General features: G+C 30.0%; 11 protein-coding genes. All 11 read left to right on the forward strand.

The genetic code is table 11. From position 1 onward, the window contains the following. Positions 1–4: 4 nt before the first annotated feature. The 11 genes from JHL18_RS24585 (at position 5) to JHL18_RS24635 (ending at position 15,388) form a co-directional block, all read left to right on the forward strand. On the forward strand, positions 5–1,231 hold the full coding sequence (locus JHL18_RS24585) for a peptidase U32 family protein (protein ID WP_200274239.1): 1,227 nt from the start codon (positions 5–7) through the stop codon (positions 1,229–1,231). Beyond that, positions 1,231–1,851 carry a uridine kinase gene (gene udk / locus JHL18_RS24590; RefSeq protein WP_200274241.1) on the forward strand — a complete coding sequence of 207 codons (621 nt, stop codon included), beginning with the start codon at positions 1,231–1,233 and terminating at the stop codon, positions 1,849–1,851. Before JHL18_RS24585 ends, udk begins: the two co-directional genes overlap by 1 nt. Positions 1,852–1,919: 68 nt before the next feature. After that, the gene (locus tag JHL18_RS24595; RefSeq protein WP_200274243.1) at positions 1,920–3,548 is read left to right on the forward strand and encodes a penicillin-binding transpeptidase domain-containing protein; all 1,629 of its coding nucleotides are present in this window, start codon (positions 1,920–1,922) and stop codon (positions 3,546–3,548) included. A gap of 421 nt (positions 3,549–3,969) precedes the next feature. Continuing rightward, positions 3,970–6,048 (forward strand): helix-turn-helix domain-containing protein, encoded by a 2,079-nt coding sequence (locus JHL18_RS24600; RefSeq protein ID WP_200274245.1) that lies wholly within the window; start codon positions 3,970–3,972, stop codon positions 6,046–6,048. Between the two features lie 188 nt (positions 6,049–6,236). Then, entirely contained in the window at positions 6,237–7,577 is a 1,341-nt protein-coding gene (locus tag JHL18_RS24605) for an MATE family efflux transporter (RefSeq protein WP_207753108.1), read from the forward strand. Between the two features lie 173 nt (positions 7,578–7,750). Then, positions 7,751–8,449 (forward strand): RNA polymerase sporulation sigma factor SigK, encoded by a 699-nt coding sequence (gene sigK, locus JHL18_RS24610; protein WP_183276809.1) that lies wholly within the window; start codon positions 7,751–7,753, stop codon positions 8,447–8,449. Between the two features lie 226 nt (positions 8,450–8,675). Next, a complete protein-coding gene (locus tag JHL18_RS24615) occupies positions 8,676–9,728 on the forward strand; it encodes a type IV pilus twitching motility protein PilT (protein WP_338025506.1) in 1,053 nt (350 codons plus the stop codon). Positions 9,729–10,520: 792 nt separating this feature from the next. Beyond that, on the forward strand, positions 10,521–11,807 hold the full coding sequence (locus JHL18_RS24620) for a glycosyltransferase family 2 protein (protein WP_200274247.1): 1,287 nt from the start codon (positions 10,521–10,523) through the stop codon (positions 11,805–11,807). Between the two features lie 153 nt (positions 11,808–11,960). Then, positions 11,961–13,193 (forward strand): cell division protein FtsA, encoded by a 1,233-nt coding sequence (ftsA, locus tag JHL18_RS24625; RefSeq protein WP_200274249.1) that lies wholly within the window; start codon positions 11,961–11,963, stop codon positions 13,191–13,193. A 13-nt stretch (positions 13,194–13,206) separates the two neighbouring features. Continuing rightward, complete coding sequence (gene ftsZ / locus JHL18_RS24630; protein ID WP_200274251.1) at positions 13,207–14,304, forward strand: cell division protein FtsZ; 1,098 nt, start codon at positions 13,207–13,209, stop codon at positions 14,302–14,304. A 277-nt stretch (positions 14,305–14,581) separates the two neighbouring features. Next, positions 14,582–15,388, forward strand: a complete 807-nt coding sequence (locus JHL18_RS24635) for a sigma-E processing peptidase SpoIIGA (protein ID WP_200274253.1) — start codon at positions 14,582–14,584, stop codon at positions 15,386–15,388. Position 15,389: the final 1 nt, after the last annotated feature.

Consider the following 15,389-nt stretch of genomic DNA (forward strand, 5'->3'; position numbering starts at 1 on the left):
AATAATGAGAAAACCGGAAATACTAGCTCCAGCAGGGAGTCTTGAAAAATTAAAAACTGCTATTGATTTTGGAGCAGATGCTGTATATATAGGTGGAAGCAAGCTGAATCTAAGAGCTTTTGCTGATAATTTTACAAATGAACAAATAAGTGAAGGTGTAAAATATGCACATGAAAGAGGGAAGAAGGTTTATGTAACAATGAACGTTTTCCCTCATAATGGGGATTTAGTAGGACTAGAAGAATATTTAAGAAATCTAAGAGACTTGGAAATAGATGCTATAATAGTTGCTGATCTTGCAATATTTGCTACGGCAAGAGAAGTAGTTCCTGATATGGAAATCCATATAAGTACCCAAGCTAACAATGTAAACTGGAGATCAGCTAAGTTCTGGTATGATCAAGGTGCAAAGAGAGTAGTGCTTGCAAGAGAGCTTTCTATGAAAGAAATAGAAGACATAACTTCCAAAATACCAGAAGATTGTGATATAGAGGCTTTTGTTCATGGATCTATGTGTATGTCTTATTCAGGAAGATGTTTAATTTCTAATTATATGACAGGAAGAGATTCTAATAGAGGTGCTTGTGCGCAACCGTGTAGATATAAATACTATCTGGTTGAAGAAAAAAGACCAGGAGAATACTTCCCTGTATTTGAAGATGAAAAAGGTACATATATATTAAATTCAAAGGATTTATGCATGATAGAGCATATACCTGAGCTTGTAAAGAGTGGAATTTATTCCTTTAAGATAGAAGGAAGAATGAAGAGTGCCTATTATGTTGCAGCAGTGGTCAAAGCTTATAGGCAAGCCCTTGACGCATATTGGGCAGATCCTGAAAATTATGAATTTAAAAAAGAATGGCTTGACACAGTTGTTAAGGTTAGTCATAGAAGTTACCACACAGGATTCTATTTTGGTGAAAAAAATAAGCAAGTATACGAAACTTCTTCATATGTAAGAGATTATGATATTGTTGGTGTAGTTAAGACTTACGATAAAGAAACTAAGCTTGCAACTATAGAACAAAAAAACAGAGTATTTGAAGGCGATGTAGTTGAAGTTTTAAGACCTGAAGGAGATACATTTGAAGTAAGTCTATCAGACATGAAAGACCATTTAGGAAATAAGATTGAGGTTGCTCCAAGAGCACAAATGATATTTACTATAAGTTCAGAAACAGAGCTTAGAGAAAATGATATGCTTATAAAGAGTAAGGGGGACAACTAATGTCAAAACCAATTTTGATAGGAATTACCGGAGGAACTGGTTCGGGAAAAAGTACTATTGCTAAAGAGATATACAATAAGTTTGATCAAACTTGCATTGCAATGATAGAACAAGACTCATATTATAAGGATCAGAGTTATCTATCTATGGAAGATAGACAGAAAACTAACTATGATCATCCAGATGCTTTTGATAATGCTTTATTAGTTGAGCATTTAAAGGACTTAATAGATGGGAAAAGCATAGAAAAACCTAAATATGATTTCTCAATTCACAATAGAATAACTGAAACGGTTAGTGTTGACTCAAAGGATATTATAATTGTTGAAGGTATATTAGTTTTAGAAGATAGTAGAATAAGAGATCTTTTAGATATTAAAATATATGTAGATACTGATTCGGATGTTAGGATAATACGTAGATTGCAAAGAGATATAACTGAAAGAAAGCGAACTGTTGAATCAGTTATAAACCAATATTTAAGCGTAGTGAGACCTATGCATTTACAATTTACAGAACCTACGAAAAGATATGCTGACCTCATAATCCCAGAAGGTGGACATAATAAGGTAGCAATAGATATATTGGTGGCAAAAATTAAACAAATTCTACTTAAATAGAATTTTCAAACAATAATTTGAATAAAACACTCCTCTAACGGCTAGAATTCAGCAAGAGGGGTGTTTTTATGTTAACTAAGAAAAGATTTATTATTATAGCGGATTTTGTAATAGCTTCATTTATTGTATTGATATTTAGATTGTTTTATGTAGGGAATGAATATAATCCTAGTGCCATAGAAAAAGAATATAGTCATAATGTACAAGTAGATACTACAGCTGATAACAAATATGCCTTGATTGACGATAACAATAAAGATTTGCTTTCGTATAACAAAAAGTATGTTGTAGTTATAGACGCCATGGTTTTTAAATTAAATAGTACTGAAAATAATCTCAGAAACCTACTGGCGTTAAGTTATATAATGAAAAATGAAGTGAAAGATTTTTCATATAAAGAGATTTTAAAGACTACTGGAAAGATATACTATACTGTAAGTGAAGATAGTTATAACAAGATAAAAGGGATTAAAACCATGAAGGGCCTTTACTTTTATGTAACATCAAATGTGAATAGAACTGAAGCCTGGAAGATTGAGAATATACTTTCAGATGTCAACAAAACTGATGGTAAAAAACTAAAAGACGATGGGACACTAGAACATTTAATATATGATTATACAAAAAATAACAAGACTCCATCGGTATATAATCAATTAAATAGTGATGGAACTTATTCAATAAAGGATTATTCTGCACCTACATCCAATGTAAATGTGATGCTTACATTAGATAAAGAATGGCAAGACAGTATAAGAACTGTTTTGAATAATGATAAGTACAAGGATGTTCCTAATATCGGTATTGCTCTTATAGAAGCTAAAACTGGTAAAGTAAAGGCTTTAGCTCAAAAGGATGAGTCACAACCCAACATAACAATTGGAATACAAAACCAAAGCTTTGAGCCGGGATCAACCTTTAAGATTATAACTGAGGAAGCAGCTTATAATTATGGAGATTTAAGCAAAGACAATACATTTTTATGTGATGGAAGGTATTGTTTTAAGGAAGGGAAGAATTATGCACACGGAACCCTTAGCGCACATGATGCTTTTCTAGAATCCTGCAATACTGTTTTTAGAAAAATTGGATTTAAAGTAGGGTTCATACCTTTAGTAGATATGGCTAAAAAGCAAGGATTATTTTCTAAGGTTCTTAATCTTCAATACGAAGGAAAAGGCGTTGAACCAAAAGAAGAAAATGGTATAGGTAATGTTTCAATGGGGCAAACATTCAATGTAACCCCACTTCAAATGGCTGCTGTTGTTGCTACTGCAGCAAATAATGGAGTTTATAATAAACCTTATATCATAGACAAATTTGTTCAAAATGATGGAACAGTTGTGAAGAAATTTACAGCAGATAGCCAGAAAGTAATTAAGCCTGAGGTAGCCAAAACTGTTTTAGATGATATGAGAGGAGTAGTAACTGAAAGCAAAGGTACTGGATATAATGCAAGAATAGATGGCATTGAAACTGGTGGTAAAACCGGTACTGCTGAAGGTGAAAATGCTAAAAATCATGGATGGTTTGCAGGTTATTTTAAGCTAAATGGAGAATACTATTCATTAGTGGTTATGGTTCCATATATCAATCAAAATAGTAGTATAGGAAAAAATGGTAATGCGACTGCCGCTCCAGTATTTAAGGATATAGTTTTGAGTATAGCTCAAAAAGATAAACAGAAGAGTAACTAAGAGGTAAAAAAGTCATTTTTAATTTTAAAAAGTTATAAAAGTTTAAGATATAAAATCATACGCTGTGAAGCATAACCTGATTCACAACGTATGATTTTTTTATTTAAATTATAAGAGTTTCAACCTAGCTAAGAATTCAATGCTAACTGATTTATTAACAGTTAGGATATAATAAAAGTAAGATTTATTTGTTTTTTGAATATTTCTAAGGAACATCCTAATAGTATATAGGTAAAAGATTTGGCTGAAAAGAGTTCCTTAAATTAGTTGTTTATTTACAATTTTATACATTGATGACTCAAGCGATTACGGTGTAAAATTTAAGTGAATGGATTACTTATTAAACTTTCAGTATTCCAAAGTTAAGTAAAGTGTTCCATAGTTTGATATTTAGAGTTAGATTTTTAAGGAGTAGATTTTTATGAGAAAAGAGTATATTGATTTCTCTACAGGAATACCTGTTAGTGTAGATTTTGTAACCGTAGAGGAATATCCGCTTCATTGGCATAATTATATCGAAATATTATATGTAGTTAAGGGAAGTGTATTTGTAAACATAAATGCAGGAACTTATGAGCTTATAGAAAATGAAATAGAAATAATTAATGTGGATGAAGCACACCGTATTTTTTCAAAGGATAAAGATAATAAAGTACTTATATTTCACATAGATCCATATTTTTTTGAGAAATACTATAATGACATAAAAAATATGTTCTTCTACACGAATTCTAGTGAAGAAGGTGCGCAGGAAAATGAAGATTACGATGAACTTAGAACTTTCTTAAGTATTGTACTTTGTGAGTTGGTTCAAAAAAGTGACAACTATGATGAAGAAATAGAAAACACTTTGGTGGATCTATTATATCACCTTATAAATAACTTTCATTATCTTATGCATGAACAGGAAGAGCTTAGAGAAAATGATGAACAGTTAGATAGATATCATAGAATATCTAAATATATATACAATAATTATAATAACAATATAACCTTACAGGATATTGCAGATAAAGAGTTTTTAAGTACTCATTATCTTTCTCATGAGATAAAATATTCAACTGGATATAGTTTTACCGAACTCATTAATCTCACAAGAGTAGAGGAGTCTGTTAAACTTTTGCTGGATACTGACAAGCCTATCTCTGAGATATCTGAAGAAGTGGGATTTTCACATACGAGATATTATAATAAAAACTTTAAGTTTTATTATAAAACAACACCTTTAAATTATAGAAAGAAATATAAGGTGGATGAAGCAACCTTAGAAAAAAGTAAAAAGATAAAATATTATGATTTGAAAGATGCTATAGACTTTGTTATGTATTACCTTGAAGATTATGATAGATTTAATTTTGAAGATAAGATAAATAAGATTAATATAGATGTTAGCGAGGAAATTGGTCCTTTCGAGAAAAACTTCAAAAATATAATAAATGTAGGAAATGCCTTTGAATTATTGTTAGAAGATAATAAAGATATTTTGGAAGAAATTCAATATGAAATTGGATTTGAATATGCAAGATTATTAAATGTTTTTTCTTCAGATATGGGAATATTTCCAAAGGTTAAGTTTTATAACTGGAGCAGAACAGAAACTGTACTAGAATATCTAGATACAATAGGTGTTAAACCTTTAGTAGTTTTGGATGATAAGGATGTAACTCAGGAAGAATTCTCAGATGTATTAAAATCGTTTCTAGATTTCTTTTCAAAGCTTGAAGGAATTAATGTTAATGATATTGTTTTTCAATTCACTCAAAACACATTGGAAGATAATATTAAGCTGGTTAGAATAATCATAGAAGAATTTGAACTTCAAATAATTGAAGATAGATTCAATGATGAGTTAAGCGTAGATCCAATATATGATACTTCATATATGCTCCCTTTTATAATTCAAAATCAATTAAACAAGGAAAGCAAGCAAAATGCTCTAAGAGCTTTTGATGTCTTAGATAATCAACCATATCTAACAAATGAAGTTTTCTTTGGGTATCCTGGTATGGTAAATGATAAGGGAATAAGAAAAGCATCTTTTTATGCTTACTATCTTTTGAACAAGCTGGGTGATACTGTAGTAGCAAAAGATAACGGATATATAGTAACTAAAAAGGAAGGCGAATATCAAATACTTCTATATAGTTATAACGAAGAAATCATAAATCTTATTCAATTGAAGAGATATTCAAAGCTTAGAGGGTTAAAGAATTCTACTGAAAAGAAATTTTCATTAAATATTGTGAAGATACCAACTTCCGCAAGAGTTACATCTTATCTTATAGACGAAGAAGTAGGGTCTTCATATAATTATTGGCTTGATATGGGGAAGCCTGTGCGATTAAATAAAGAGGAAAAAGAAATACTTTTAAAGGCGGCTTTTCCGAAAGTGGAGTTTAAATTTGCTAAAAAGAGCGCAGTTTTAAACCTACAAGCTAAGTTAGAAGGTTATGGGGCAGTGTTAATTATAATAAAAGAAGTACAAAAACACCTTAAGTAAGGTGTTTTTCTGCTTTTTATAGAAATATAGGATTTTTTTATAAAACCATAAAAGTACCTTTTAGTAAGCAGTTAAGTGAGTTAAAGATTTTCTTTAATTAGATTATAATTCTAATATAGAGAAAAAGAGGTGAATCCATTGGGATAAATGATAAAATCTATAATGATGGGAAAGTAAGCAAGGTACTTTTGAAATTTGCGGTACCAGCAATTATATCACTTTTAGTATTAGAATTATATAATATGGTCGATACTGTTTTTGTAGGTAGATACGTAGGTGCTGACGCAATAGGAGGGCTTACAATAGCTTTTCCAATACAAAGGCTTATGATAGCTATAGGTATGTTAATATCTATTGGTGCTTCAACTTCTGTATCAAGATATATTGGTGAGAGAAATATAGAGCATTTAAAGCGAACTATTGTTAATGCTATTATGTTAACGATTGTATCACTTACAGTAGTAATTCTTATAATATGTTTATTTAAGAAAAGCATAATAACAGCACTAGGAGCTAGCGCAAATACCTTTAGCTTTGCAGATCAATATATAACAATAATATTAATTGGTGGAATTTTTCAGTGTCTTTCAATTGTAATTTGCTACATTATGAATGCTCTTGGAAACACAAGAGTAAATCTATACTCCAATATTATAGGATCTATATTCAATATTGCAATAAACTATATTTTAGTAGTATTAATGAATTACGGAGTAAGAGGTGCAGCTATTGCAACAGTTGTTTCGCAAATACTTGCTTTTATTTTTGCAATAAGTAGATTTAAAGATATAAAAAAGAATTTTGATATAAGTTTTTCGTTTAAATATATTAGAACAGTAGTAGAAAAAGAATTTATAGTTAATATAATTACAATAGGATTTTCTACTTTTATAATCGAGATATCTGATGCAGTTGTTTCAGTTATCCTTAACAATCTTCTAGTGTCGCACGGTGGAGATAGTGCGATTATAATCGTTGGAGTAATAACTAAAGTTTCAATGTTTATGTTTATAACTATAATAGGGATAAGTTCATCGATGCAACCGATAGTAGCTTATAACTATGGTCGCGGAAACTATACAAAGATGAAGGAAGCTTTAAAGACAGCTATAATAGCAGTGTCAGTAGCTTCAACGACTTTTTGGATTATATTAATGACTTTCTCGAGCTCAATTATTGGTTTCTTCTTAAAGGATTCTGAAATATTAAAAGATGCAGTGCTAGCTTTTAGGATATGTATATCAATAATTCCTGTAATAGGTATTTATTATATATGTATATATTATTATCAAGCTATAGATGAAGCAAAAACATCATTTTTACTTTCAATTTATAGACAACTAGTTATTTTTATACCTGTATCAATAATATTTGTTCAATTGTTTGGAATAGTAGGAGCATGGATTGCATATCCTGTATCTGATATTATTTCTGCCATTACATCTATACATTTTATTAAGCAAGCAACAGAAGAAAGTGATAAGCATCTATTTGTGCCTAATAACGTTATCATAAATTTAAAAAAGTAAGATTAAGAATTATATAAAAATTATAAAGAAACAAGTTGATTTTGAAGCTTGTTTCTTTTTTTTATTTAGAACTAATTAATAAATTATTCATAAAACAAAATATTATCTCTAACAGGAAACAAGTACATACTTCCTTCATACTATATTAATAAGCACTAGTAGGAGGAGCATCTGTGTTTATTTTTAGTTATTTCATTGATGTGATTGGCAACATAGTTCTATTGTCTGGTTATATTACCGGTAATAGTACATTTCCACAACCACTAGATGAAAAAGAAGAGGAAATGTATATCGCGAAGCTAAAGAGCGGAGATTCTAATGCAAAAAACATATTAGTCGAAAGAAATTTAAGACTTGTTGCACACATTGTAAAAAAATATTCTTTTCAAAATAAAGATTTAGATGATCTAATTTCTATTGGAACAGTAGGACTCATAAAGGCAATTGATTCTTACGATTCTTCTAAGGGAACTAGACTTGCTACCTATGCAGCGAGATGTATTGAAAATGAGATCTTAATGCTTTTTAGGAATAATAAAAAAGTAAAAGGAGAAGTATTCCTGCAAGACCCAATTGGAGTTGACAAGGAAGGTAATGAGATATGCCTAATAGATGTCTTAAGTAGTGAAAATGATTCAGTTTTAGAAACTGTAGAAAGCAATTTGCAAATTAGATCACTTTATAATAAGATGAATTCTATTCTTTCAATAAGAGAAAAGGAAATAATCGAGATGAGGTATGGTCTCATTGATGGGCATTCAAAAACACAAAGAGAAATTGCAGCATTGTTAGGAATATCGAGGTCTTATGTTTCAAGAATTGAAAAGAAAGCTCTTAAAAAACTATTTAAAGAACTTAATAGTAAAAGGTAAGTATTTGGCTAAATTCTTCTTAAAGTGGAGGGGTTTAGCCAATTTTATCTGTTAAAATTATAAGTTTAAGAATGAAATGAATAACAAACTAAATTTACTACTTTTCATTAATAGAAGTAAAATTAAAATAATTTGAAGTTTTTTGTTTATATATTTTGCTTTATTTTAATTAAATTTGTATAATTGTAGATAGATATACTTTGAAATGACATGAGGAGGGTAACCAGTGATAACATTAAAGGAATTACTTTCAAGAACAATCGAGGAAGGCGCCTCTGATCTTCATCTTACAGTAGGAATTCCACCGACTATAAGAGTTAATGGTAACTTAGTAAAGATAGGACAAAATAAACTAATGCCATCGGATACAGAAGCTTTTGCAAAGGAAATACTAGAAGATAGCTTCCAAAAATATAATGAGGCAGGAGAGTTTGATACTTCATATTCAATAGCAGGACTTGGTCGTTTTAGAGTAAATGTATTTAAACAAAGAAATAGTGATGCTCTTGCGATAAGAGTTATAGCATTAAAGATTCCAACTTTGAATGAATTAGGCCATCCGGCTATACTTAAAGAATTGTGTCAAAGAAAAAGAGGCTTGGTTTTAGTTACAGGGCCAACTGGTAGTGGTAAAAGTACAACACTAGCAGCTATGATAAATGAGATAAATCAAACTAGAGAAGCACATGTGATAACTTTGGAAGATCCAATTGAGTTCTTACATAAGCACAATAAATGTATAATAAATCAAAGAGAAATAGGTAAAGATAGCAAATCCTATGACAATGCTTTAAGAGCAATACTTAGAGAAGATCCAGATGTTATACTAGTAGGTGAAATGAGAGACCTTGAGACAATTGCAATTGCTATTACTGCAGCTGAAACAGGACATCTAGTTCTTTCAACATTACATACAATAGGTGCTGCTAAAACAATTGATAGAATAGTGGATGTTTTTCCGCCTCATCAACAGCAGCAAATAAGAATACAGCTATCTGCCGTACTACAAGGAATCGTTTCTCAACAGCTTGTTCCTACTAATCAAGGTGGAAGAACCTCAGCTTTAGAGACAATGGTTACTACTCCGGCAATACAAAACCTTATAAGAGAAGGAAAAACTCATCAAATTGAGTCTTCTGTGCAAACTGGCGGCAAGTATGGAATGAAAACAATGGATATGAATCTTGCTGAGTTGTATAGAAAAGGCGTTATCACTGAAGAGACAGCATTAAGTTTTTCTGTTGATAGAGAGATGATAAGCAGATTAATGATGATGTAATAAAGGCAACTCCTTGGAGTTGCCTTAAGTTTTTTGTAAATTTATCTACAGATTACATTAAAAGAAAATAAAAAAAGTTTTTTCGGAAATGATAGATTTAGGGCGTTATATATGTTGATGACTAGTAAGACATATAGTCAAGAAATTTTATGCAATAATTATCCGTGTTTGTTGCATAATTATGCGATACGGACTTTATAAGCTTGATAATTAAATCTCTTTTCATGGTGATTCCTCCTTTAAAATTGTATTAAATTTTTACTAATACAACTTAGCCAAAGGATTCATCATATCTGTGAAATAGAGAGTTTTTAAATCCCTTTTCACAAGCTCATAACATATTAAAACCTCCTTGCTTAATTTTCTAATAATATTATATCATAAAATTGTATAAATATAAAATCGTGTGAACGCTGATAAAGTAGATTTATAAGCAATTAATCCCAATATATAGTAAATAACGTATAAATTCATAGATTAATATTCAATATAATGATAGTTGCTTCATTGTGCTTAATATTAATGAAGTTTATTTATAATGTCATCAAGTTATTCTAATTAAGAGTTTGAAAAAATACAAATTTAAAATACATTTATAGTTTAAATGTTTTGATAACTAAATATGTAAAAAGCTTAATATAAGCCATTAGTCTCAAAGTAGATAATTTGGAAGGTTCACTAAAAAATCTGGTAAAGCTTATGTTAATCTTAAAAAGAAATAAATTTGAAAAGTTCATATAGTATTTAAAGTTATTTTATGCTAAAATAACTATGAACTAGGGGGGAATATTAATGAATGTAATAAAAAGTTCGTTTGAGGTATTTTTAGGAATTTTTTCAAATGTAGTATTTATATTAACAATGTATTATATGGTGCTATCTTTATTTGGTATAATAAAATTTAAAAAGAAAGATAATATAAAACCCCAAAAAACTTTTGCATTAATTGTTGCAGCACATAACGAAGAAACTGTAATCGGAGATATAATACAAAGTCTTAATGGAATTAATTATCCTAGAGAAATGTATGATGTTTTTGTAATAGCGGATAACTGCACTGATAAGACTGCTGAAAAAGCAAAGAAACTTGGGGCAAAGGTCTACGAAAGATTTGATAAAGAAAAAAGAGGAAAAGGTTACGCACTTGAATGGATGTTTGATCATATATTCAAAATGAATAAAAGATATGATGCAGTAGCGGTATTTGATGCAGATAACCTAATATCTAAAAATTTCTTAACTGAGATGAATAAGATGTTATTAAAGGGATTTAAAGTTGTTCAGGGTTTTTTAGATAGTAAAAACCCTAAAGATACTTGGATAACAGGATGTTATTCTATATCCTTTTGGACTTCAAATAGAATGTTTCAGCTTTCAAGAAGCAACTTAGGTCTTTCTAATCAATTGGGTGGAACTGGTTTTTGTATAGAGACAGATACTTTAAAAACTTTAGGCTGGGGAGCCACTTGTTTAACTGAAGACTTAGAATTTACTTGTAAACTAGTTCTAAATGGGCACAAGGTTGGTTGGGCACATGAAGCTGTAGTTTATGATGAGAAACCTTTAACTTTAGCTCAATCATGGGCGCAGAGAAAGAGATGGATGCAGGGGTTTGCAGATGTTTCTTCTAGATACTTTTGGAAGTTAATGAAAAGAGCAATAAAGGAACGTAGCTTTGTAGCTTTTGATTGTGCATTATATAGCATACAGCCTATTGTAATTATATTATTAGCAGTTGCAACTATAATGAATATAGTGCCAAATGTATTAAATTTTTCTGGTAAAGCTATACAATTATTTAACGATTTTAACTCTGTAAATACAAGCTTGCAATCTGTTTTGATAACAGTAGGTGCATTGCTAATTATTTTAATTCAGTTTATATATACACCATTCTTATTAATACTTGATGGAAAGCTCTCTCCAAAAATATTCTTATACTATTTCATTTATCCTATATTTAGTATAACTTGGCTTCCTATTTGCATCCAAGGAATACTTAATAAAAACAACAAAGAGTGGTCACATACAGTTCATACAAGAAGTATAAATATAACTGATTTAGAAAAAGCTAATTAAACTCTGCGAAAGCAGGGTTTTTTTACTATATTAGCTAATTATTTAACTTTGGTATAAATTACTATTATTTTTTTTGTGAGATAAAAAGGAAAATATATATTTGTGTTGAATAAATAAATATAACCTATACTAAGGAGGGAAGACGGAAGATAAATGCAAAAGACAATCGTAGGTATTGATATTGGTAATGATAATATAAGTGCAAGCGTCGCTAAAGTCAGTGAAAATGATTTTGAAGTTATATGTAGTGTTTATACTCCATCAAAAGGATTATCAAAAGGTAAAATTATAGATCTAGATGATTTAACCGTAAGTCTGAAACAATGCGTTGATGAAATAAAGAAGCAGTCAAATATTAATTTTGCTTCGGCATTTATAGGAATAAGCTCCTCCGATATTAGGCTTGTAAAAACTAAAGGGGTAGCTTTAAGCACTAGCCTAAATTTGATTACTCCTTCAGAGATTAAAGAAGCAATTTCAGATGCTGAAAACATAGAACTTGCATCCGATGAAGTTATAATTGATGCGTTTACAGAATCCTTTTGTATAGATGATAGTATTATGGTACAAGATCCTTTAGCTATGAAAGCCTCAAAGCTCCAAGCTAACTGTTCAGTTATAGTTGGAAAGAGAGAGCTAATGAATAGTTATAAAAATGCATTAAGACTATCAGGTATAAATATTGAAGGCATATATATTAATAACTTAGAATTAAGAAAAATAATTTTAAATGAAAGAACAGTTAAAGAAAATGTTCTCATAGTCGATGCTGGTGCAGAGATAATAGAAATTGCATTATATAAAAATAATGAATTAGAGTATTTATCTAGTTTGCCAGTTGGTGGACAAACTATCACAAAAGATATTTCTATCTGCTTAGAGATACCAGAAGAGCAGGCTGAACAAGTGAAGCAGAATTATAGTGAAAATTATAAAACTTTATATAGAGAACATAGCATTGGTACACTTAAAGCTGAGTCCTTAGAAATTGATATAAAGTTGTTTAAAGATGTTGTTGAATCTAGAATTGAAGAAATTGTTACATTAATTCAAAAAGATATAAAGGAATCAGGGTATTCGAACGAAATTAGTAATATATACATTTTTGGAAATGGCTTAGCTATGTTTCAAGATGTAAAATACTTTTTTGAAGATAAAATGCGTAAAAAAGCAATTATTGTGACAAAAAATCAACTTGAATTACAAAATTCTTGTATAATTAATTCAATTGGTATTGTTAAAGATGCCTATGATAGGTTAAAATTAATCTATGAAGATTCATATGACAATGGAAGTAATATAAACCATAATAGTGAAGTTAATAATAAAAAAAAGAAAAGTGGACTTATTCGTAATTTTAAAAGATTAATCGACGATTTTTTCTAAAGGAGGAATTATTTTGTTAGACTTTGATGTTGATATGCAGGAATTTGCAAATATAAAGGTAGTTGGTTGTGGCGGTGGCGGAAGCAACGCTGTTAATAGAATGATTGTTGAAGGCTTGAAGAATGTTGAGTTTATAACAATAAATACTGATAAACAAGCACTTATGTTATCTCATGCTAATCAAAAGATACAAATTGGTGAAAAATTAACGAAGGGATTAGGTGCAGGTGCTAATCCTGATATAGGTAAAAAAGCTGCTGAAGAAAGCAAAGATGAAATATCAGAAGCTATAAAAGGAGCAGATATGGTATTCATCACTGCAGGTATGGGTGGTGGAACTGGTACAGGAGCTGCGCCAGTAGTAGCTGAAATTGCTAAATCAATGGGGATACTTACAGTTGGTGTAGTAACTAAGCCTTTTCCATTTGAAGGAAGAAGAAGAATGAAACATGCTGAAATGGGGATTGAAAACCTTAAGCAAAGAGTTGATACTCTTGTTACAATTCCTAATGAAAGATTACTTACAATGGTAGATAAGAAAACTACATTGCTAGATTCTTTTAAATTAGCTGATGATGTTTTAAGACAAGGTGTACAAGGTATATCTGACTTAATTACAATTCCAGGTCTAGTTAATCTTGACTTTGCAGACGTTAGAGCTGTAATGGTGGACAAAGGTCTTGCACATATGGGTGTTGGTAATGGAAGTGGAGACAATAGAGCTCAAGAAGCTGCTAAGCAAGCTATATCTTCACCACTACTAGAAACATCAATTGTAGGTGCAACAGGTGTGTTATTGAACGTAACAGGCGGAGCGGATTTAGGTCTTTTAGAAATAAATGAAGCTGCGGAGATAGTTCAAGAAGCGGCAGATCCAGATGCAAATATTATATTTGGAGCTGTAATTGACGAGAACTTAAAGGATGAAATAAGAATTACTGTAATAGCTACAGGATTTGAAAAAATATCTAGAGATGTAGAGCCTCCGAAGGAAGAGACTTTAGTAGAACCAACAGTAGCAAAAGAAGAAGTTGCAGCTACTACTGCAAGCGCTCAAAGTTTCGGAGATGAATTGGATATACCAGCTTTTTTAAGAAGAACAAAAAGATAATAATGTAAGTATCTAAATTATATGTGAATGATTAATGCCGATACTTAAAAATAAGACATGTTAAAGCATGTCTTATTTTTTTTGTTTTAGTAAGTTATATTCTAAAATTCTATCTATAAGCATATCAATATTTAGAAGAATTTATGATAAAGAGTAGAAGTTAAAAGAAGTATGGAAATAAATGTAAAATATAACCATATAAAAAAGTTTGATAGTCATTACATTATGACAAAATTTTAGAATACTTAGTTTTATAATGTTTTTGAGGAGTGAGTTTATGAAGGTATATGTAGATGTAATTCTTTTAGAAAATTTTATAATCAATCTCTTTCTAATAACAATAACTTTACAAACTATAAGAATAAAGTTTTCATTTGTAAGAGCTTCTTTAGGAAGTATCTTAGGTGCCTTCTACACACTGTTATATTTTTTTCCGAGTATAAATGTATTGGTATCTCTTCCAGTTAAGCTGATAATTCCTTTAATTATGATTTATATAACTTTAGGTAAGTTTAACTTTTTAGTTTTACTAAAGAGCTCAGGGATCTTTTTGTTATGGTCCATCTTGCTTTGTGGTTTTATTTTTGCATTTTCATTGATGAACAATCCATATGATTTGTTTTCGGCATTTACTCTTAATAATATCTATTTAAAGTATATGCTGTTAGCATTAATGATTATTTATGTTTTTGCTTATAGAACCATAATTTTTATAAGAGATAGAAAATCTTTAACAGATTTCTTTTATGAAATTGAATTCTCAGATAATTCTAAGAACTTCAGAGTTAAGGCATTTTTAGATTCAGGAAATGAGTTAACTGAACCAGCTACAACTTTGCCAGTGATATTAATAAACAGAAATTACTTGGAAGGATTTAGCGGGGAAGGTAAAGGGTCTTTGATCGTGCCATACAAAGTGATAAATGGTGGTAAAGGTAGTTTGGAGGGATTTAGAATGAATCAAATAAAATTGTATAAAGATGATAAATTAATATCCACTAAAGATGCAGTCATATGTTTATGCAAAGATCAGTTCAGCCCATATGATGATTATGGTGCACTATTATCTAGAGGAGTATTATAGA

Origin of the sequence: Clostridium yunnanense (genome assembly GCF_016595795.1) — a bacterium.
Classification (GTDB): Bacteria; Bacillota; Clostridia; order Clostridiales; family Clostridiaceae; genus Clostridium_AR; species Clostridium_AR yunnanense.